Genomic DNA, 20747 nt, shown 5'->3' with positions numbered 1-20747 from the left:
TTCAGACGAGGTCGGTGTGGAGCTCGGACAGGTCGGGCTGTGGGCTCGCTTCGGCGAAGGCGAAGGCGTCGTCGATTTCGGCGCGGTGCGCATCCTCGATGTCCTTGAGCTGCTCCTCGGTGGCAATGCCCTCCTCGAGGAGGCGCCGGCGCAGGGCCGGCACCGGGTCCGCAGCCTCGGCGGCGGCGCGTTCCTCCTTGGGCATGTACTCCATCGGATCCTGCGGGGTGTGGCCGCGGAACCGGTAGGTGTCGGCTTCGATCAGGGTGGGTCCGCCGCCCGTACGGGCCGCATCAACGGCCTGGCGGGCTGCCTCGTACATTTCCACGGGGTTGTTGCCGTTCACATGGAAGGCGCGCATCGAGTAGCCGATGGCCCGATCCGTGATCTGCGCCGCCGAGGTGCCCTGCGCAAAGGCGGTGTATTCGGCGTACTGGTTGTTCTGGCAGACAAAGACCACCGGCAGGTTCCACACCGAAGCCAGGTTCATCGCTTCGTGGAAGGCACCGATGTTAGTGGCGCCGTCGCCGAAGTTCACGACAGTCACCTGGTCAGTGCCGCGCATCTGGGCCGAGAGGGCGACGCCGTTGGCGATCGGCAGGCCGGAGCCCACGACGCCGGTGGTGACGATCAGGCCGGACTCCGGGTGGGTGACGTGCATCGGACCGCCCTTGCCCTTGCAGGTGCCGCCGACCCGGCCAAAGAACTCAGCTGTCAGTTCCCGCAGGGGAACACCCTTGGCGATCTGGTCGTGGATGCCGCGGTAGATGGTGAGGACGTAGTCCTCCTTGGTGAGCACCTGCGCGATCGCGGAGGGGATGATCTCCTGGCCGCGGGGCGAGTAGTACATGCCCGTTGCCTTACCGGTCTGGAGCATGGAGATGTAAGTGTCGTCGTACATCTTGATCTTGGCGGCGATCGTGTAGATCCCCAGGAGAATCTGGGGATCGATGTCGGTGGTCGGATCCACCTCGAGCGTTGCGGTCATGGTGTGCGTACTCCTGTCGAAATTAAGCTGCGGCGCCGGGGCGCCTGTGGACCTGGAGAGCTATCCGCCTGCCGGACGGCCGGACGCGATACCGGCGTCGATGCCGGCCGCTCCCTGCCTCATGCGGAACAATTATTTGGTTATTGGAACCTAGTCGAGAGCCTTGGGTGTGTCAAGCATCACACTTGGCCGTGCGATGGGAGGGGCGCCGTGACCGGCGCTGTGCCGGGCGTGCGGAAGGGCGCCGGAAGGGCGCCGGAAGGGCGCCGGGAGGGCGCCGGAAGGGCGCCGGGAGGGCTCACACGGCGATCCCGACGAGCTTGGTGTCGAGATACTCGTCGATCCCCTCATATCCGCCCTCACGGCCCAGTCCGCTGGCCTTGACGCCGCCGAACGGTGCCGAGGCCGAGGTCGGGTTGATGTCGTTCACGCCCACCATCCCGTACCGGAGCTTCTCAGTGACCCGGATGGCCGTGGACAGATCATTGGTGTAGACGTAGGCCGCCAGTCCGTATTCGCTGTCGTTGGCCTTGGCGATCACCTCCTCTTCGTCGTCGTACGGCATCACCGCCGCGATCGGTCCGAACGTCTCCTCGTAGTAGATCTGCATTTCCGGCGTCACATCGGCCAGGACCGTGGGCGCGAAGAAGGTCTTCCCCTCCAACCCCTCGACCTCGACCCGTTCGCCGCCCACCGTCACGCGGGCACCCTTCTCCAGCGCATCCAGGACCTGCGACTCCATCTTGGTGACCGCACGCTCGTCGATAAGCGGGCCGATCGAGACGCCCGGAGTTTCACCCGCGCCCACCTTGAGTGCCTTGACCCGCTCGGTGAGCGTGGTGACGAACGTGTCGTAGTGCGAGCGGTGCACGTAGATCCGGTTGGGACTGATGCAGGCCTGGCCGGTGTTGAGGAACTTCACCAGCGCAGCCCCCTTGGCGGCCCGCACTGGGTCGGCATCCGGGAACACGATGAACGGTGCATGGCCTCCCAGCTCCACGGAGACGCGCTTGAGACTCTCGGTTGCCTTGGCGGCAAGTTTCTTGCCAACGGCGGTGGAGCCGGTGAACGTCAGTTTCCGCACCACCGGCGATTCAACCAGGGTGTCCCCCACGGCAGCCGCGCGGCTGGTGGTGACCATGTTCAGCACACCTGCCGGCACTCCGGCTTCCACGAGGACCTCCAGGGTGGCCACCGCGCACAGCGGCGTGAGTGCCGCGGGCTTGAGCACCGAGGTGCAGCCTGCCGCCAGCGCCGGAGCGAGCTTGCGGGTGAGCATCGAAATGGGATAGTTCCACGGCGTAATGGCAGCAACCACGCCGACGGGCTGGCGCATCGTGATGAAGCGCTGGTCGGCGCGGGCTGAGGGAATCGTGACGCCGCCGATCCGCTTGGCCTCCTCGGCGAACCAGGCCAGGAAGTCCGCGGCGTAGCCCACCTCGTTCAGGGAAGCCTTGAGCGGTTTGCCCTGCTCGCTGGTCATCAGGGCGGCCAGTTCCTTTTGCCTGCCGCGCATGATCAGGTTCGCCTGAGCCAGGATCCCCGAGCGCTGGTGTGCCGTGGTCCCGGCCCAGGCGTCAAAGGCGCCATCGGCGGCAGCGATGGCGGCCGCGGTGTCGTCGGCTCCGCCGTCGGACGCCCACCCGATCACCGCTGCGGTGGCTGGGTTGGTTACCGGAAAGGTGGAGCGGCTGAGCGCTTCGCGCCACTCGCCGCCGATCAGGATTGTGGTGGCAGTGTTCGCGCTCATCAGATGGAGGTCCTTTCAGGGACAGAGCTTTCAGAAACGGGGGAAGGTTCCGGTGCCGGTGCCGGCGGTGCCTGGAGCAGGCAGAGCGCGTCGACGGCGGCGAACCCGTCGTCGGTGACCACCAGGGGGTTGATGTCGAGGGACCCGAGCCATTCGGAGCTGCCGGCCGCGAAGTCGCCGACGCGCACCAGGAGGTCTGCGAGCGCATTAAGCTCCCAGGCCGGCTGGCCGCGGAACCCGTGCATCAGCCGGGCATCTTCGAACTCGGCAATCAAGTCCTCGGCCTCGGAGCGGGGGAAGGGCGCCATTCGGCCGCCGATGCGGTTGATGACCTCGACCATCACGCCGCCGAGCCCGAAGACCACCATGGGGCCGAGCTCGGTGGACTGGATGCCGATGAACGCCTCTGCGCGCACCGCCAGCATCGGCTGGACGACGACGAGCGCGGGCAGCGCGTCGCGCCGCGCTATGCTCCGCATCCGGGTTACAGCGGCACGGAGTTCATCCGCGGGGACTCCGACTTCAACTGCCCCGTGTTCGGTCCGATGACCGACGTCGGCGAGCTTGACGACGTACGGACCGGCAAAATCCGGGGGGCTGACTTCGGCGTCCGGCGCCACCAGGTGGTAAGGAGCGACCGGGATTCCCTGCGACCGCAGCAGCTCCATGGCCGCAGCGAACGGGAGCATCGATCCTTCCGGGGTGGCGACCGTTGGCTGTTCCGGTCGGGCAACCGGTGCTGCCTCCGCCCGGGGGCCGGCCATCATCGGGCGCCGGCGCGAGAAGTCTCCCAGTGTCTGCAGTCCGCGCAATGTGGCCCGTATTCCGTGACCGCCGGCCGCGGCGGGGGATGCGTCCACGATCTTCCGTGCCCAGTCCCCCAGCGCTCCTCCGCAGTTCGAGACCAGGAAGGGCTTGCCGGTCTTCTCCGCCGCGGCCACAAAGGCCTGGAGGAACGCCCCGGAGTACGGACTCTCGTCCTCATCCGTGAGTGGATGGACGTTCAGCACGGCGTCGACGTCGGGGGCGGCCGTGTAGCGGTCCAGGATCTGTTCCAGGTGCGGCATGCCCATCGGCGTGGTGTCCAAGGGGTTGGGCACATGGACGCCCGGGATGAGGTCCTCGATCCAGCCGCGCAGGTGCTCCAGGGCCGGGACCGCGATCTGCTCGTCGAGCGCGAGATCCATGGCCATCGAGGCGTAACCCCCGGTGGAGGTGATGACCGCGAGCCCGTTGCCGCTGGTGCGGTATTCCTCGCCGAGCTGGTCGATGACCGCCAGCCGGTCGATGAGTTCCTCCGGGTCCCGGGCGACGCCGATCCCCAACTGGCGGAACGCAACGTCGTACACCCACGCATCGCCGGTGAGCGCGCCGGTGTGGGAGGCCGCCATCTCCTGTGTCCGCGAGTTGCGGGCCAGCTTGAGGGCGACTATCGGCTTTCCGGCCCGGATCGCACCCCGGGCCGCCTCGAAAAAGGCCTCGGGCCGGCGAATCTTCTCGATCACCAGGCCAATCGCAGTGGTGGCGGGGTCGTGGGCCAGATACTCCAGGTAATCGGCCAGATCGGTGACGGCTTCGTTACCGGCGGAGATGACAACGTTGAGGCCGATCTGGGGCCGGTCCCAGGCCGCCATCACTACCCCGCTGAGCAGGGCGCCGCTCTGGGACACGATGGAGAGACCGCCTGCACGGCGCTTGTGGTCTGCCGCAATGGTGAGGCCGATGTTCCGCGGCACGTTCGAGTAACCCAGCCCGTTCGGCCCGACGACGGCCATACCTGACGCCAGTGCTGCCGCCGCGATCCTCTCCTGCAACGCGGTCCCGGCCACATCCCCCATCTCGGCATAGCCGCTGGACACCAGAACGACGCCGCCGACGTCCAGCGCGGCAGCCTCCTCAACGACGGTGACTGCCGTCGCGGCGCTGGTGACGCAATAAACGGCGTCGATCGGTCCCTGAATGTCCGAGAGGGTCGGGACCGTCGTCTGGCCCATGACGACGGGATGCTTCGGGTTGACGTAGTAGATGGTGGCGTCGCTTTTCAGCGTGGGCGAGAAGGACTTCACGAACGGTGCGCCGTCCCGCAGCCCCACCACGGCCACGGTGCGCGGGTTGAGCAGCCGCCGCAGCGCCTCTGACTGACCGCCGCTCACGCCGTTCCTCCGCCGGCTGCGTCGCGCGGTCCGCCGGGGACGTCCCAGGTGGTCCAGCGGAACAGGGCGCCGTGAGTGGTGGCCGGATCGGTGATCAGGGTGTGCTCGTCCCGGCCCAGGGTGGTGATGCCTTTGGTCTCGAAGTAGGCCTGCACCGCGTCGAGGTCCTGCACCCGGAAGGCTGCGGCGTGGTGAATTTCGCCGTTGGCGTCCAGGTCGGCTGCCGCCAGGGTGTTCCCGGTGTTCGGCGTCGAAAGCTGGACGACGGTGTCGCCGATCTGCACGTAGGCGTCGTCGGTGCCGGTCAGCGCGGAGGATCCCTTGTGCAGGAGCTCCCCGCCCAGGACACCGGCGAAAACGCCCGTGGCCCGGTTCAGGTCCTTGGTGAGGATGGTCGTGTAGGCCAGCCCCGGGGTCTTCACCGGGTGGTTGGAAATCCACCACTCCGGGTCGAAACCGCTGTCGTTGGACCGGGGATCCATCGTCCCGACCTGGCTGCCCTCGGGATTGAAGAACTCGAGCTGCGTGATCGTGTCCTTGGGGTGGGTCATGATGGCCGAGTTGGGTCCGGGGCGCTCAGTGGTCATCCGGCCGCCTTCGACGAAGACTCGGATTCCTGCGTCGGTGCAGCGCTGCCACATTTCTCCGGCGTCATCGGTGTACCAGGCAATCGAATGCCAGTGCCGCCCGAAGCGGTTGAAAAAGCGGCCCAGGGGCATCGCGTCCCAGCCCTCAACCCGAAAGGCCGGTGCCAGCGGCTCGATCACGGTGTCCCCCAGCAGCACCAGGGAGGCGTCACGCTTCTCCCCGGGCATGTAGTTGTGGTCCAGGAACCCCCTGCGCACGCTGAAGACGTCGTCGTACCAGGCCTCCAGTGCGGGGAGGTCGTCGGTCATGTGAATGATGTGGAAGATCTGGCCGATGGCCATGGAGCCATCCCCTCTCTGACGGACACGAAGTAACGGTGCTGAGCTGTCGATATGAATGCCGGCCGGCCGGAAAACCAACTAAACCGGGAAAGCCCGCGAAACAAATATTCGTTCCGCTATTGATGAAACCTGCCTTGATCGGAGACAGTTGTCAAGCACCTCCCACCGCTTCAGCACTTCGCCCCACCAGTCAAGGAATCAAACTTATGAGCTCACTCATTACCGCCCAGATGCAGGCGGCGCTCGGGGCCCGGTTGGGTCATCAGGTCTCGTACCCCGTCTCTGCCTCGGACATTCGGCGATGGGCGACGGCGATCTACTGGCCCGAACCGCCGCCCGAAAAATACCTCAGCGCAGAGGAAGCCTGGCTCACGGCACCGGAGGACATGAACCCCTTCGCCTGGGCCGTGCTGTCCTCCGACACTCCCCCTCATGCCGGTGACGTTCCAGGCCACGATCCGGACCGCACGGAGAAGAGCATCGGCATCGAGGGTCCAGGGCTCGCCAAGCAGCTCAACGGCGGCCTGAAGATCGAATACGGCGTCCCCATGAGGGTTGGCGACACCATTTCGTCCGAGCGCATCCTCGCCGGCTACACGGAGCGAGAGGGCCGACTGGGCCGGATGCTCTTCACGACCATGACCGACACCTGGACCAACCAGGAAAACCAAACGGTCAAGCGCACCGAACTCACCCTGATCCGTTACTGACCTCCTCTGTTACCGCCGGCCAGACCACAGGCCCACCCCAGATCCGACCCAGACCCGAGCGAGGAATCATGACCACCGCACCCCTTCGAACACCCGCCAATACGCCCGAGCTTGTCCCCGGCGCCTCCATTGGCGACTGGACCCGCGAGACAGGCTTGGACACCTGGAACCGCTTTGCTGCCGTCAACGACGAGTTCGTCCCGATTCACATGGATGCCGACGCCGGTCGGGCTGCGGGCATGCCCGGCGCCTTCGGCCAGGGCAATCTCCTCGTTTCCTATCTTCATGCCGCAGTGCGGAACTGGATGGGAGAAAGCGGCCGGATCCTGGAAGTCTCCGCCCAGTTCCGCAAACCGAACACCAAGGGGAGCATCACCGCCGGCGGCACCATCATCGAGGTCACCGGGACCGACGCCGGCACTGAGGTCCTGCTCGAACTCTGGCTTCGCGATGCCGCCGGCGCTGACCTGGCGCCCGGAACGGCAAGGGTCCTTTTCGCCTGAAGGACAGCAGGACGGCCGGCTGGTATCCCTGCCGACCGTCCCGTTATGTTGACCTTTGGCGGTCCCGCCCAGGTCCTTGCGTGTCCGGGATCAGCTGTCCGGAATCAATGCCAGGTGCGTCCACCGACGCTGTGCCCAATGGGCGGCACCGTCAACGTAGACCTTCTTGACCTGACCTGGACCGAAGCCGTTGAAACCGGGTTCGGCGGAAAGCCACCCTCCGGTTAAGATCGGCTCGACCTCCAGCTGGAAGCCCTCGCTGTCCTCATCGGTTGTCACTGTCACCACTGCCATGTCCGCATCCCTCCTTCTTCTTGGCCGCCGGCCCTCTGCCGCCCGACCCGTTTTGTCCTGCCACCCGACCTGCCCAACCCACGCTTCGGATGCCGCCGTCGTCGGCTTCCGCCGTCGCCGTCTGCTTCCTCGATCGTCGGCTGAGGCGCCGGCAGGGCCGCCCGGCTAAGTGCCGGGCAGCCGTTCCCCGCGGAAAACCAGCTGCTCAACGGTCACGTCGGCCGCGAACTCGATCTGGCAGGCCAGGCGGATTCCTTCGGTTTTGTTCTCGTAGTTGCGCTGCGCCACCCTTTTGATCACGCGCTGTTCGGGGTCTGAGGGGGCGACTGGCGCCACCTGGTCAGCACCCTGCAGGATCCTCACGTGACACCGGGAGCAGGTGCCCTGTCCGGCGCAGACAGTCGGCCAGTCATACCCTTCCCGATAGGCCGCGTCGAAGAGGGTTTCCCCGTCCATTACCTCGATCACCACCCCGGCAGGCTCAACGCGCACCTTCGGGAACGGGATGGATACCGGCTCCGCAGACATTTCGGGCTACAGGTACTTGGCGAGTTCTCGGTCCAGTGCCTGATGCCAGTTGACGATCAGGCGCTCGACGTCGACACCGAGACGGACGTGCTCCAGGTCCGACGAGCGGATACCCGTTTGCATTCGCTCAATGTTGCTCGCGTCCTGCTGGACGAACCACAGTTCATCCCATGTGGGCGCGTCGTCTGCTCCGATCTTGGGCTTCTTGACCGGGGTGCCCGTGGGAGGGATTTCCAGGGCGAAGAAGTCGTAGATGCATTTGTTGGGGTCCGTGGGGTGGGGACGCGCACGGTAGACCAGGCCGCAGCCCAGCATCGCCACACCGGTGAAGTTCGGAAACATTGTCCAGTGCCCGGTGGTGTCCGGATGCATGGGTGTCAGCTCGACTCCGCGCATCGCGGCATCGATGTAGGCCCGCTTGAAGAACTCACCGAAGAATTCATTGGCATCGGTTATCTCCAACAAATCTTCCAGAATCGCGATGTAGTGAGCATTCGTCTGCGACTGCGATCCTTCCCACATGACCTTCGCACTCATATAGAACTTCACCGCAGGTGTCATCTTCTCCGGGTCTGCAAAAAGCCGGTCTTCCTGACCCGGCAGCTGCAGGATTCTCGGCGCTCTGGAATCGGTCCACCCGTGCCCCTGCGGATCCGTGCTGTAGTGCGCGAAGGCGAGGGCGTTAAAGTCTTCATCGCGCAGGAATCCGGCCATCTCGGGGTGTGCCTGCATCACGTGATAGGCCTCAAAGAAGGCCTCCTGAGCGATCTTCCAGTTCGCCTCGAATTCGATCTGGTGCCACCACGTAATGTGTGCCTTTTCGAATCCGTTGCCGTCGAGCGGACCCTTGATCCCTCCAAGCCATTCCTCGAACGAGACGGCTTTGGGATCCATGTTGATCCAAACGAATCCCCAGCGCTCCGACACCTGCACTTCGGCGAGGTCGACATCCGCCTGCTGAACGGTTTCCTCGCGGAAGGCATCCTTGGCGTAGATGTAGGTGTTCTTGCCCTCAAGATTCCAGCGCCAACCGTGGAAGGGGCAAACGACCTGGTCGGCCCGGAAAGTGCCGGAGCCGCAGGCAATCGCCGTGCCGCGGTGCCGGCAGGCATTGTGGAACGCCTTGACGCTGCCGTCCTTCTGGCGGATGAGCATGATGGACTGGTCAAGGATGGTGTATTCCGTGAAGTCTCCGGGCTTGGGGATTTCCGTGCCGTGGCAGGCCAGCTGCCACGCGTGCTTCCAAAGGTTCTTCTCCACCTCGAAGAACTCCTTGTCGTGGTACCGGGCCGTCGGAACCAAGAGCTCATTTTCCACCCGGTACGGCACCTTCGACGTGTCGATCGCTTCAACGACAGTCGGGTCGTTTTGAACACTGGTCATAGCTGCATCTCCCTGCTTCCATCCCGGCACAACCCTGTGCCGGTTCTTGTCCTGGTCTGCTGCTGACTTCGCCGCTCCCAGCCTTGGCGCGTGGCCTCGAAGGGGCTGATCGGCTCGAATCGGAGCCGTTCCCCCGAACCATACTTGTGATTTGCATCACAGGGAATAGGTGTGGGCCAAATATTTGTTCCGTTTCCCGGTCAAATAAAAAGCTTGCCGGCCAAATAAAGACCGGCACCACCCGGTCAGTCAGGGATCACGGGCTCATCGCCCCACATGCGTGCCGGCGGTACCTCATCAACGTCCGCAACGCTTACGGGACGCGTGTAGTGGCGCTCCGGGCCATCGATGTCGTAGCTGCGGAACACCAGCCGATCCCCCACCAGCGTGCCAACGTAGGCGAGTTCCTCTCCTGCAAATACCCGGTCACCGCTGATCTTTCCCACCACCGCACCCGAAGGCACCAGCACCGTATTGCCGTCATTGAGCAGGGGGCGACCGTTTTTGGTCCAGAGCTTCCGCATCATGCACTCCTCATCGCTTGCTTACCTGTGTCGATTGTTTGTTTCCATGTGTCATTGGTTACACGTGAGTCTGCATTCTGCCGCGCCCCCTAGACCCGGTCAACCACCCCATGCGACCATCGCCTGCATGGACGCATGGCCTGACCGAGCGGACCGAAAACCTCCCGATGCCAGCTCCGGCAGTCCGTCCGCCATGCCCCGGGAGCCCCTCTGGGAGGACCCGCTGGCCGTTCCTCCGGTGCTGGGGCTGGCCGTCCCGAAGCTCCCCGGGCGCGTTCGTCAGGTGCTCGGGAACGTCCATTCCCACTATGTTGTGCTCGATTTTGGCGACCCGCGCAACCCTGCCGGTCCGTTCCTTTCGGTGACGTCGCGCCCGGCTGACCGCCGTCGGACACCTGTCCGGGGAGTCCTGCTGGAGGCAGCCCTGCTGTCTTTTGCCGCCCGTCTCAGTGAGTCGTCAACCCCTGGCGCCGATCCCCACGAAACCGGCCTTTCACCTCTGGAACATGCAACGATCCTCGTAGAGGAGACCCGTGCGGCCTGTGTGGTCCGCCGTCAGGGTGATGCTTTCGCCGCCCACGTATATCTATCCGCCGAAGTCCTGCCGCCCGGACCGGGGTTCCCCGGCACTTTTGCCACGATCGTTGCCCGCGGAGTCGAGTTGTCCGAGATTCGCCTTACCGTCGTTTCCGACCTGAGCTCATTCGCCGCATTGACGCTCGAGCACGCGGAACAAGAGGACGCTCCGCCCGGATTTGCGCAGGCTTGCGCAAGCATCCGATTCGGTGCCATCGAGCGACTTATCCTCACGAGCCTGGAGAATCCCGATCCTGCCGGGTATGCCGAGGTGCGCCGGTGGATGATGGAGCTGCGCACCCGGTGGACGGAAGCCCACCGGAGCCAGATGCACTTCACCGGGCAGGATGCTCCGGCAGCTGCCCAGGCGTTGATGGCTCTGCTGGATCAAATGAAAGCTCTGTCGTCTGCCGTGCCGTGGTGGCAAGAGGCTGGCACCGAGGCGGTGGCCGAGAGCATCCGCCATGCCGTCTTCGCGAGTGACGTACCCAGTCGGGCTGCCCAGGATCTATGGTGCTGCGGGATCGCCGACCCAGCAGCCGAGGCCCGCTGGCTGCAGGCCTGGCAGCGTTGGTATTCGCATCGGAACAACGCGCAAAACTAGCGCAGGGGTTTCTGCCCTGAGATACGAAAAGAGGCCCCCTGGGGGACCTCTTAGCGACAATTCTTCAACAGCTTTTGGTGGGCGATACTGGGTTCGAACCAGTGACCTCTTCGGTGTGAACGAAGCGCGCTACCACTGCGCCAATCGCCCCCTTGCTGCAAATTGTTTTCACAACCGCAACGTCTAAAGATGCTAGCCCAGATTGGAGCTGGCTCCAAACCGATGCACGATCCGCGTCGGGGCAAGCCGTCGGAGAAGACACCAGTCGCAGCAGAACACAGCGGGCGGGGCCGGAGCGCCTGCTGATCTCCGCGTCGTGCGCGGCTCAGCCCGGCGTCATCGCGCACAGGCGGCTACCCCCTTCCGTTGCCCATTTCCGCACCGTTACTCCCGCAATACTCCCGCACCGCTACTCCCGCACGGCCGGTCACTCCTTGTCTGCTTGCTCTGTTTGCTACCCCCCAGGAGCCCGCCTCAAGCCGCTTCACCGCCCCCACCTGCGAAGACATGCAGGTGAGGACGACTGCTTCCGGCGTGGCGCAAATTTGCCCCGATTGGACGAACTCCGAATCGTCCAGTAGAGTTTTTCTTCGTTGGAAAGCGGGAGTTCGCCGCGAAACGCGAAAGCGATTCGAGGTCGATTACACTAACTTCTTCAGCATGCGGACGTAGCTCAGCTGGCTAGAGCACCACCTTGCCAAGGTGGATGTCGCGGGTTCGAATCCCGTCGTCCGCTCGCAAGTCACTGTAAAACCGGTTGATGTTGACCGGTCGGCCTATGCTTATGCAGTGGTCACGGTGGGGTGGCCGAGAGGCGAGGCAGCGGCCTGCAAAGCCGTATACGCGGGTTCGAATCCCGTCCCCACCTCCACGGTGGACTTGCAAGCCCTTATGGGCGCGATTGGCGCAGCGGTAGCGCGCTTCCCTGACACGGAAGAGGTCACTGGTTCGATCCCAGTATCGCGCACTACAGTTAGGCGTTTTGACGCACAACTGTGTTTTTGCGGACGTAGCTCAGCTGGCTAGAGCACCACCTTGCCAAGGTGGATGTCGCGGGTTCGAATCCCGTCGTCCGCTCTCTTGACTGCATCGGGGCCTCCTTTGGGAGACTTGATGCATCAAGCGCGATTGGCGCAGCGGTAGCGCGCTTCCCTGACACGGAAGAGGTCACTGGTTCGATCCCAGTATCGCGCACGGACAACCCAGGTTGTCTTGTTTTGCGGACGTAGCTCAGCTGGCTAGAGCACCACCTTGCCAAGGTGGATGTCGCGGGTTCGAATCCCGTCGTCCGCTCACATAGTTGCTTTCCGGGGATGTTTCGGGGCGACAATCAGAAGGAGCAGGCCAAACGGCCTGCTCCTTCTGTGTTTAACGCGGCTTTGTCTAACGTGGCTTCAGGGATTCGTCTCGTGCGCTAACCTTCCGGCGTTTCTCCGTGGAAGTGCTGGCCTCCCGACTTCTCCTCCACAAATGCGGAATTTTGCGGACTGACGCAGCCTTTTCCCCAACTTCGAACATGTGTTCGACGCCGGGCCTTCATCTTGAGAGGCTGGATGCCATGGACGAAGAGATTGCTGCCCCGAGGACAACGTGGATGACCGGAACTGCCGGCCCCACCGGTAACCCGCCGCGGACCATACAGACCGGACAGCCCGAAACTCTGACTGGTGAGACTGAGCACATAAGTCCTACAGGGCTACTCCATGCCCTTTACTCCGTCCGCAACGCCGCCTCTGATCTTCACGAATGGCTCCCCCGCCTCGACTGTGCCGAACTTGTATCTCTTGCATCCACTGTCGAGGAACTTTCCCGGTTTGTGGACTATCTGCAGGTCGGCACCGCAGCCGCGATGGACCGAGGACGGGTTTGTGCTGAGATGTCAGGATCGTGGACTACCGCGGCCGGGAAAGCCCAGCAGGAGTTTAAGAGCACAGCGGACTACATGCGGCAGCGGCTTCGGATTAGCCGTCGCGAGGCGTGGAGGCGAATCCGCCTTGGATCGGCTCTTACGCCGGCAACTAGCCTGACTGGTCAGAGAATCGAACCTGAGCTCGCAGCACTGTCCGCTCGGGTGGCTCAGGGGCTGGTGTCCGGGCAAGCCGCCCAGACGGTCAGTGTGGCCATGAAACACGTGCAAGGCTGCGGCAGCCCGGAGGACAGGGCCTCCATGGAGGAGGCACTGACGGAAGTGGCTGTCAGCCAGGACCTGGATGCCCTCACTGTGGTGGCCAGCGCCTGGGTGAACCAGTTGGACCCTGATGGAACTGAACCGTCTGAGCAGCAAAAGGCCGAACTGCAGGGCCTGTTTATCCGCCGGAAGTACCGCGGGATGCACCGCCTGGATATTTTCGCGACGGAGGATCAATTCGAAACGCTCATGACGGCGTTGTCTCCGGAAACCAGCCCCCGGAACGACGCCGGGCATCCCGCGGATGGAGCCTGCATGGATCTGGAAGGAAACGAACGTGCAGTCCCCGCCGACCGGCGGAGCTATCCGCAAAAGTGCCTGGACGGCCTCGTGTCATCCTGCAGGATCGCTCTGTCGTCTGGGCAACTCCCCGCCAACGGAGGGTCCAAGCCGCAGGTCCTGGCCATCGTTCCTTATGAGCAGCTCCAGGAACGAGTAGGGAGAAAAACAGAAAGCGACATGCTGGCCTTTGCTGGCCCCGTCCCACCTCACCAAATCCGCCGCATCGCCTGCGAGGCGGACATCATTCCGGTTGTCCTAAGCGGTGAGGGCCGCATATTGGATGTGGGAAGTGCTTCCCGCTACTTCCCGCCGCATCTTAGAAAAGCACTAACCGCCAGAGACGGCGGATGTGCTTTCCCCGGTTGCACCTCACCGGCGCCGTGGTGCGAGGCCCACCACATTGAGTATTACTCCCGTGGCGGCGCTACCAGTACCGACAACGGTGTCCTGCTCTGCGGGTTCCACCATCATTTGATACACCGGGAGAAATGGCGCATCCGCGTCAGGAACGGTGTCCCGTGGTTCATCCCGCCCACCTACGTGGATCCCTTCCAAGCACCGCTGCGCAACACGTATTTCCATCCACTGCGCCGAGACCGACAAACGGTGTGAGGTCCGGGCGCCATATCCCGGTTCGGGACTGCCCACAAGCTCATCCGAGGACTGCGGGCAGATCGGGCCCCGCGCTCCGGCAGTTAGGGTGGCCGGACAGGAGAGGCGCCACTTCTTCAAGCTTGGCAGAGGTCCTTCCCGCGCGTTCAGCCCGTCATCGCGCCAGCACCCTGCCCAAAGGCCCAGTTGCAGCTGTTGGTCCATCAACTCAGTTGCCTTACGATTGAAATGAACGGGAAACGTTTGGTTTCCCCTGCGAAAGGAGGTGTCCGTGTCTGTATTTGACGGGCTCAAGGGCAAGGCCGGAGAGCTGAAGGACAAGGCAACCGAGTTTGTGGGCGGAAACGCTGACAAGATCAAGGGCGGCATCGATCACGCAGGAAACTTCGTCGATCAGAAGACTGGCGGAAAGTACTCCGACAAGATCGATGGCTTCCAGAGCAAGGCCTCAGAGGCGGTAGACAAGGTCGACCGCAAGCAGGGTCCCGACTCCGGAACTGAATCCGGACCGACTCCTCCGGCCGTATAAGCTTCAGAGCACGACAAGGGTCCTGGTTCCGCCGAGTGGCGGCACCAGGACCTTCGTCATTTAAGTCGTCTATCCCTGCGAAGACCCCGGTTAGCAGGACCACCTCAGCGCACCACAAACGATTAGCGTTTGGAAGGCGGAATCTCGCAGTGTCGCGGATAATCGCCTCCAAGAATCCAATGGGTTTCGGTTGCTAGCGGTGCTTCTGGCTGGTAGGCCGCAGGATGGCCGGCAAAACCAGCGTCAGTATTCGACAGAGTGCTACCGACGTTCCGACATAAATCGATCTTCCGCAGCGTAGTCAACGTATCGGTTGAAGAATTCCAGACGACCGGCTGCAGAGGCAGGATCGTCGGCACTCCTGGAAAGCCAGTCCAGCTCAGTTTGGACCGTGGCTGCGTAATCACCCACAGGAACGTAACCGAGCTCCAGAGAGGCACGGGTGTCCAGAATAATGGGCGCAGCACTCTCCCAGGGATGCGCACCCAGCTGGGCACTGCCACGCTCACCCGGCGCTGCTCCCCCTGAACCACGACCGCCACCACTCCCCGCACTGGCACCACTGCCAGCGCTGCCAGCACGGCCGCCAGACCCACTTCCACCGGCAAGCAGTATCTCCTCCCACCGGTGTCCGAAATAGGCCGCGACAACACGTGAAATCTCGAGAGCACTCGGAGCATCAGGATCTGCGCTGTTGAGGATCCGGCTACCGGGGTTCGCCGCAATACGCTCCACCAGCGCAGCGACGTTCACAGCTGCAGTCGTATGGTCTACACCGGAACCGGAGGAAGTCAGCAACACGGCTTTTCGGGCATCCAGGACACGACGGACAAAGACCCATTCACGGGCAGGAGAGGCACCCTCCCCATGTACCTTTGACGCACGGAGGACAGTGACCGGATGCCCACTGTCCAGCAGCACGTGTTCAGCAGCTACCTTGTTGCGTCCATACCCTTCGGGCGAGTCAAAATAGCCGTTGCCCGGAGCGACAGTGGGCTGGTCTTCAGAAACTGGGCCGGAAAAGACAGGACGGTCGGGCGAATTCACGGGCCGCCCAAACGAATCGACATAAACGGCTTTGCTGGAGAGCATCACAGACGAACCCACATCACCCAAAAACGGAAGAAGATGCAGGGCATCAGCTGCAGTGAAGCACAGGCAATCCACCAGCAAATCCGCACCAGAGCCCACAAGATGCCGCAGAGCCCCGGTATCGCTGCGGTCGGCCGCATGAAATGCCGCACCCGAGGCGGTGAGATCGGCAGGAACGTTGGATGGGTTCCTGCCCGTGATATCGACATTCCAGCCGGACGACAAAAGCCGCCGGGCAACGGCACGGCCAATCAGTCCGCTGCCACCCAAGATAACTGCTCTGCGCACAAGACCCCCATCTTTGCCATCAGTTATTCAAAGCAGCCCCGGCACCGCCAACCGAGACTAGGCCGCTTCCCCGGTCTGACCCTGGCGAGCCAGGGCGGTAAGCCTGGACACAGCACGGAAGTACTTCTTCATGTACCCACCGTTCATCATTTCCTCAGTGAAGAGCTGATCGAACGGAACACCACTGGCGAGAATCGGAACATCCTTGTCGTACAGCCGGTCCGCGAGGACCACAAAGCGCAGGGCAACCGACTGCTCGGTGATGGTGCCGACGTTGTGCCACGCGACGGCGTCGATACCGCTAATGAGCTGACGGTAGCGGCTGGGGTGCACGGTGGAGAGATGGTTGATCAGGGCAGTGAAATCGTCCTCGGCCACCACCTTTCCGCTGAACTCCGCGGTAACCCGGCTTTCGAGCTCGTCTTCGGCAACGGGATCGGGAGACTGCGGCAGACCGCGGTGCCGGTAGTCCTCACCGTCAATGCGCACGACGTCGAACTGGTCGGCCAGAACCTGGATTTCCCGCTGGAAGTCGACGGCGGCAAAACGCCCCTCGCCCAGGGAACCGGGCAGGGTATTGGACGTGGCAGCAAGCTTGACGCCGGCATCAGCAAGCTCCCGCATCAAACGGGACATCAGAACGGTGTCGCCCGGATCATCGAGCTCGAATTCATCGATGCACACCAATTTGTAGGTGCTCAGGGCATCCACGGTCTTGCGGAAGGACAATGCACCAACCAGGTTCGTGTACTCGACAAACGTTCCGAAGGCCTTGGGGCCCTCAACCGAGTGCCACAGCGAGGCAAGCAGGTGCGTCTTGCCGACGCCGAACCCACCGTCCAAATAGAACCCGGCCTTGGAATCGGGCTTTTTGGCACCGAAGAGCCTGCGCAAACCGGTCGGCTCGGGAATGTCGACGGCGGCAGCAAAGTTCCGCATCGAGCTCACCGCATGCGCCTGGGAGGGCTGCGATGGATCCGGACGGTAGCTGTCGAAGGAAACTGAGCCGAACCGCGGAGAAGGGAAGAACCCCTTCAACAGGTCATCTGTCGAGACCTGGGGAGTCCGCTCTGCAAGGTGCTCCACTTGTGCCACTGTGCGCAATCCGTCCATCCGATGTTGATAGGTGTCAAAGGTTCCCACGGTAGTGCGGCCAGTGGTACCAGATCTGCCGCCGGCAAAATTGCCGCCGTTGCAACGATACGCCAAGAGGGCCCAGCCACCGGATTTCCGGGACGTCCCCGTTGAGATTGAATTCCGGACAAGCGCTCAGCTGCGAGCGCGGGCCCGTCCGGCCATCGGCGCAAATGGCCCGGCACAAATAGCCCGGCACAAAGTCAGGGCACAAAAGTTCGGGCACAAAGTTCGGAGACATCAGCAGACCATCGGAAGTTTTCGTCCGCACGCGTCGTTAGGCTAGAGGTAAGCCCGTGCCAGCCGCCTTCGCGGCGGCCGATCCGAAACCGAAAGAGGCCACATACATGTCGATTGCCCCGGACACCGCATCCAAGTTTGCCGACTATGCCCATCCCGAGCGGCTCGTCTCCACACAGTGGCTCGCCGACAACTTGGAAACTGACGGGCTGGTGGTCCTGGAATCAAACGAAGACATCCTGCTCTACGAGACGGGCCACATTCCGGGTGCACGGAAAATCGACTGGCATACGGATCTCAATGACACCGATACCCGAGATTTCGTGGACGGAGAGTCTTTCGCGTCGCTTATGTCCCGCAAGGGCATTACCCGCGATTCGACAGTCGTCATTTATGGCGACAAGAGCAACTGGTGGGCAGCCTACGCACTGTGGGTCTTCACCCTCTTCGGCCACGAGGACGTTCGCCTGCTCGACGGCGGACGGGACAAGTGGATTGCGGAAGGCCGGGAGATGACCACGGACAAGCCGCAGGTCGCGGCCACTGATTATCCCGTCGTCGAACGCAACGATGCGCCGATCCGCGCCTACCTGCCCGACGTCCTTGCACACCTGGGCAAGGGCCCGCTGATCGATGTCCGCTCTCCCGCCGAATACACCGGCGACCGCACCCACATGCCGGACTACATGGATGAGGGCGCCATGAAGGGCGGCCACATCCCGACCGCCGCATCGGTGCCGTGGAGCAAGGCTGCCGCTGACGACGGAACCTTCCGCACACGGCCCGAGCTGGAGGCGCTGTACAAGGACCAGGCCGGACTCCGGGAGGGCGACGACGTCGTCGCCTACTGTCGGATCGGCGAACGTTCCAGCCATACTTGGTTTGTACTGAAGCACCTGCTGGGTTTCGACTCGGTCCGCAACTACGACGGGTCCTGGACCGAATGGGGCAACGCCGTGCGGGTTCCGATCGCTAAGGGCGAGGCACCCGGAGAAGCTCCGGCAGCACGCTAGGCCGCGGCAGCACAGCACCTCAGCACCGGCACAACACACCAAGCACCAGCACCACAGCGGAGAGACGAAGCATATGACCACGTCAGCACTACCGACCGTACCGGCACAGCTTGCCGAAATCATCGAGGACTTCCAGGCCCTCGAAGAAGTGGAGCGGCTGGAACTGCTCCTGGAGTTTTCGCGGACCCTTCCTCCCCTGCCGGATCGGCTGGCCGAGCACCCGGAACTGCTCGAACAGGTCGTTGAGTGCCAGTCGCCGCTGTTCCTGACCATCGAGGTGGATGACTCCCCCGAGCGCCGGGTCCAGCTGTTCTTTTCGGCACCGCGGGAGGCTCCCACCACCCGCGGTTTCGCCAGCGTCCTCCACGAGGGGCTGAACGGACTGCCGGCCGCTGAGATCCTCGCGGTGCCGGCGGATGTTCCGGACCGGCTCGGGCTCACCCGGGCCATCACTCCCCTGCGGATGCGCGGAATGTCAGCAATGCTCGGACGCATCAAGCGCCGGCTCGAGCAGGATGCAGCATCCAGGGACGCTGCGGACAGCGGAAAGCAGGCATAACCATGGCGGGTCGAGGAAAGACATCAGGAAGTGCGACGCCGGCAACCCGGGTCCTCGACGCCGCAAAAGTTCCGTACGAGACACTGAGCTACACGCACGACCACGATGCGCCGTCGTACGGCCTGGAGGCCGCGGACAAACTTGGACTGCCGCCGGAATCCGTGTACAAGACACTCATGGTGGACCTCGGCGGACGGCTGGCGGTGGCCATGGTTCCGGTGGCGTACAACCTGGACCTGAAGAAGTTCGCCGCACTGATGGGCGCCCGGAAGGCCAGCATGGCGCACCGGGCAGAGGCCGAACGGCGCACCGGCTACGTTGTGGGCGGCATTTCACCGCTGGGGCAGCGCCATCCCAGCGCCGCCGGAATCGATTCCTCCGCCGAGCTGCTGGACACCATCTACGTCTCCGGCGGCCGGCGGGGCTTCCAAATCGGACTGTCACCGTTTGACCTGATCCGGCTGACCTCCGCACTCTCGGCCCCTATCGCGGGACCCAAGAGCTGAGCAGCTCTTAGCCCTTCGGCGTGTCCGCCCGGCGCTCTGCGGGATGCCGGGTGCGGCCCAGAACGTTGTTCAGCCAGACCAGGACCGTGGTCTCCCACCGCTCCGGGTCAACGTTGTATTCCTTGGTGTGACCGGCCTTGGAGAACCGCTCGAACGTCACCACGCCCGGGTTTTTCTCCGCCAGCTCAGCCGAGGGGCCAAACGGCACGAATTCGTCGTCCTCGCTGTGCAGAATCAGGGTGGGGATCCGGATTTCCTCGGCTCGAGCCACCCAGTCCATGCTCTTGAGGTCCAGCGGCGCAGCCAGACCGGTCAGCGCGCGGCCTGCCGGATTGGAGATCAGCCACTGTCCCAGACGGCCGGACTGCACCGGAATCCGGTTCAGCCGGGCGTGGTGGCTGAGCACATCGAGCCAGTTGATCACCGGTCCGTCGAGCACCAGCGCGCGGATGTGACGGCGCAGCGGTGACCGGTCGGCCGCCTGCAGGCTGACGGCACCGCCCATGGACCAGCCGAAAAGCACAACGTCCTTGGCCCCGTGCGCCAGCGCGTAGCGGATGGCGCATTCGACGTCGTGCCACTCCGTGAGGCCCAGCCCGTATCGGCCGTCGGAGGCATAGGGGGCTTCGCCGTCGTTCCGGTAGGAAATGAGCAGGCTCGTCATTCCCGCCTCACGCGCGGTGCGGACAGCACGCAGGCCCTCCGTGCGCTGGGCCCCCCGGCCGTGGACCATGATCGCCCAGGTGGCGGCGTCGGCGTCGGCCCGCACCAGCCAGGCCGGCGCCAGCCCGCCGTCCACGGCAATGTTCACTTCCTCTTCGGCCAGCCCGACGGAGGTGGGCGATTCGTAGATGGCGCCGCTCCACCAGCCGCGCACGGCTTTGAGCAGGTCGCCGCTGTAGATTTCTTCGACATCCCGCTGCACCGTGCCTTCCCGCGGCTCGTAGGAGCGGATGGCGCCGATCCGGGCGTGGCCGGCACCGCCGTCGAAAAACAGGCTGTAGGTGCCGTCAACGGTGGTGTCTTCGTTGGCGGGCAGAATGACCTGCTTGCCGTGTTCGGAATCGATGACGGCCAGGATTTGCAGGTTCGCATCCCGGGTCCGGCGCGGGGTGACTACTTGGCGGGCGAAATACACTCCCAGACCGGACGTTGCAGCGAACAGCGCAGCGGTTGCCGCCGCCCCCATTCCGGCCCCGAATGCCGTCCATTTGATCCACGGGGCCGAGAGGCCGGTTGGCGGTGCGGGTTCGGCGGGAAGGGCCTGGAACGGAAGCGCGGGAATGGAGATAGCCATGAGTCCATTCTGACTGATGGTTCATCGTGCCGCAGCGCGCCCATGCCGCCGGTGGGCCAAGTGTC

19 protein-coding genes and 7 tRNA genes are annotated in these 20747 nt (G+C 63.8%); 14 read left to right on the top strand and 12 right to left on the bottom strand.

The genetic code is table 11. From position 1 onward, the window contains the following. Position 1: 1 nt before the first annotated feature. The 4 genes from QNO00_RS12535 to QNO00_RS12520 form a co-directional block, all read right to left on the bottom strand. A complete protein-coding gene (locus QNO00_RS12535) occupies positions 2–988 on the bottom strand; it encodes a thiamine pyrophosphate-dependent dehydrogenase E1 component subunit alpha (RefSeq protein ID WP_229966826.1) in 987 nt (328 codons plus the stop codon). A gap of 298 nt (positions 989–1286) precedes the next feature. Continuing rightward, a complete protein-coding gene (locus QNO00_RS12530; RefSeq protein ID WP_284024717.1) occupies positions 1287–2738 on the bottom strand; it encodes an NAD-dependent succinate-semialdehyde dehydrogenase in 1452 nt (483 codons plus the stop codon). Then, positions 2738–4891, bottom strand: coding sequence for an acetate--CoA ligase family protein (locus tag QNO00_RS12525; protein ID WP_284024716.1), 2154 nt, complete (start codon positions 4889–4891; stop codon positions 2738–2740). The genes QNO00_RS12530 and QNO00_RS12525 overlap by 1 nt, the downstream gene beginning before the upstream one ends. Then, positions 4888–5820 (bottom strand): VOC family protein, encoded by a 933-nt coding sequence (locus tag QNO00_RS12520; protein WP_284024715.1) that lies wholly within the window; start codon positions 5818–5820, stop codon positions 4888–4890. Before QNO00_RS12520 ends, QNO00_RS12525 begins: the two co-directional genes overlap by 4 nt. Before the next feature lie 206 nt (positions 5821–6026). Between QNO00_RS12520 and QNO00_RS12515 the strand changes: the two genes are divergently transcribed. Further along, positions 6027–6530 (top strand): FAS1-like dehydratase domain-containing protein, encoded by a 504-nt coding sequence (locus QNO00_RS12515; protein WP_284024714.1) that lies wholly within the window; start codon positions 6027–6029, stop codon positions 6528–6530. 68 nt (positions 6531–6598) lie between these two features. Further along, positions 6599–7033 carry a MaoC/PaaZ C-terminal domain-containing protein gene (locus QNO00_RS12510; RefSeq protein WP_229966832.1) on the top strand — a complete coding sequence of 145 codons (435 nt, stop codon included), beginning with the start codon at positions 6599–6601 and terminating at the stop codon, positions 7031–7033. A gap of 90 nt (positions 7034–7123) precedes the next feature. On the opposite strand, the gene QNO00_RS12505 is transcribed toward QNO00_RS12510, so the two are convergent. From QNO00_RS12505 to QNO00_RS12490, 4 genes are all read right to left on the bottom strand, one after another. Then, the gene (locus tag QNO00_RS12505; protein ID WP_284024713.1) at positions 7124–7327 is read right to left on the bottom strand and encodes a hypothetical protein; all 204 of its coding nucleotides are present in this window, start codon (positions 7325–7327) and stop codon (positions 7124–7126) included. A 165-nt stretch (positions 7328–7492) separates the two neighbouring features. Beyond that, positions 7493–7855: a 2Fe-2S iron-sulfur cluster-binding protein gene (locus QNO00_RS12500; protein WP_284024712.1), complete on the bottom strand. Its 363-nt coding sequence runs from the start codon at positions 7853–7855 to the stop codon at positions 7493–7495. Between the two features lie 6 nt (positions 7856–7861). Further along, positions 7862–9238, bottom strand: coding sequence for an aromatic ring-hydroxylating oxygenase subunit alpha (locus QNO00_RS12495; RefSeq protein WP_229966835.1), 1377 nt, complete (start codon positions 9236–9238; stop codon positions 7862–7864). 245 nt (positions 9239–9483) lie between these two features. Next, complete coding sequence (locus QNO00_RS12490; RefSeq protein WP_284024711.1) at positions 9484–9765, bottom strand: hypothetical protein; 282 nt, start codon at positions 9763–9765, stop codon at positions 9484–9486. Positions 9766–10045: 280 nt separating this feature from the next. Here QNO00_RS12490 and QNO00_RS12485 point away from each other — a divergent pair, with 280 nt between their 5' ends. Then, a complete protein-coding gene (locus QNO00_RS12485) occupies positions 10046–10942 on the top strand; it encodes a hypothetical protein (RefSeq protein WP_284024710.1) in 897 nt (298 codons plus the stop codon). A gap of 75 nt (positions 10943–11017) precedes the next feature. On the opposite strand, the gene QNO00_RS12480 is transcribed toward QNO00_RS12485, so the two are convergent. Further along, positions 11018–11092 (bottom strand) — tRNA-Val (locus QNO00_RS12480). Between the two features lie 512 nt (positions 11093–11604). Here QNO00_RS12480 and QNO00_RS12475 point away from each other — a divergent pair. From QNO00_RS12475 to QNO00_RS12440, 8 genes are all read left to right on the top strand, one after another. After that, positions 11605–11678: transfer RNA gene (locus QNO00_RS12475), tRNA-Gly, on the top strand. 61 nt (positions 11679–11739) lie between these two features. Further along, positions 11740–11813, top strand: a tRNA-Cys gene (locus QNO00_RS12470). Positions 11814–11837: 24 nt separating this feature from the next. After that, positions 11838–11909: transfer RNA gene (locus tag QNO00_RS12465), tRNA-Val, on the top strand. Positions 11910–11945: 36 nt separating this feature from the next. Then, a tRNA-Gly gene (locus QNO00_RS12460) sits at positions 11946–12019 on the top strand. 45 nt (positions 12020–12064) lie between these two features. After that, positions 12065–12136: transfer RNA gene (locus QNO00_RS12455), tRNA-Val, on the top strand. Between the two features lie 25 nt (positions 12137–12161). Beyond that, a tRNA-Gly gene (locus QNO00_RS12450) sits at positions 12162–12235 on the top strand. Positions 12236–12458: 223 nt separating this feature from the next. Further along, entirely contained in the window at positions 12459–14024 is a 1566-nt protein-coding gene (locus QNO00_RS12445; RefSeq protein ID WP_349643484.1) for an HNH endonuclease signature motif containing protein, read from the top strand. Between the two features lie 271 nt (positions 14025–14295). Then, positions 14296–14553 (top strand): antitoxin, encoded by a 258-nt coding sequence (locus QNO00_RS12440; protein ID WP_284024709.1) that lies wholly within the window; start codon positions 14296–14298, stop codon positions 14551–14553. Positions 14554–14814: 261 nt separating this feature from the next. Here the strand turns inward: QNO00_RS12440 and QNO00_RS12435 are convergent, their stop codons facing one another. Continuing rightward, positions 14815–15915, bottom strand: coding sequence for an NAD-dependent epimerase/dehydratase family protein (locus QNO00_RS12435; RefSeq protein WP_284024708.1), 1101 nt, complete (start codon positions 15913–15915; stop codon positions 14815–14817). Positions 15916–15990: 75 nt separating this feature from the next. Then, entirely contained in the window at positions 15991–17028 is a 1038-nt protein-coding gene (gene zapE, locus QNO00_RS12430) for a cell division protein ZapE (RefSeq protein ID WP_284024780.1), read from the bottom strand. A gap of 386 nt (positions 17029–17414) precedes the next feature. Here zapE and QNO00_RS12425 point away from each other — a divergent pair, with 386 nt between their 5' ends. From QNO00_RS12425 to ybaK, 3 genes are all read left to right on the top strand, one after another. Further along, positions 17415–18320 carry a sulfurtransferase gene (locus QNO00_RS12425; protein WP_284024707.1) on the top strand — a complete coding sequence of 302 codons (906 nt, stop codon included), beginning with the start codon at positions 17415–17417 and terminating at the stop codon, positions 18318–18320. Positions 18321–18393: 73 nt separating this feature from the next. Beyond that, complete coding sequence (locus tag QNO00_RS12420; protein WP_229966841.1) at positions 18394–18879, top strand: SufE family protein; 486 nt, start codon at positions 18394–18396, stop codon at positions 18877–18879. A 2-nt stretch (positions 18880–18881) separates the two neighbouring features. Further along, positions 18882–19385, top strand: coding sequence for a Cys-tRNA(Pro) deacylase (gene ybaK / locus QNO00_RS12415; protein ID WP_229966842.1), 504 nt, complete (start codon positions 18882–18884; stop codon positions 19383–19385). Between the two features lie 7 nt (positions 19386–19392). Here the strand turns inward: ybaK and QNO00_RS12410 are convergent, their stop codons facing one another. Continuing rightward, positions 19393–20682 (bottom strand): alpha/beta hydrolase family protein, encoded by a 1290-nt coding sequence (locus QNO00_RS12410; RefSeq protein ID WP_284024706.1) that lies wholly within the window; start codon positions 20680–20682, stop codon positions 19393–19395. Positions 20683–20747: the final 65 nt, after the last annotated feature.

The organism is Arthrobacter sp. zg-Y1219, from assembly GCF_030125545.1.
Lineage (GTDB): Bacteria > Actinomycetota > Actinomycetes > Actinomycetales > Micrococcaceae > Arthrobacter_B.
The sequence above is the reverse complement of the archived record's forward strand: the minus strand, read 5'-3'. Positions and strand labels throughout refer to the sequence as shown.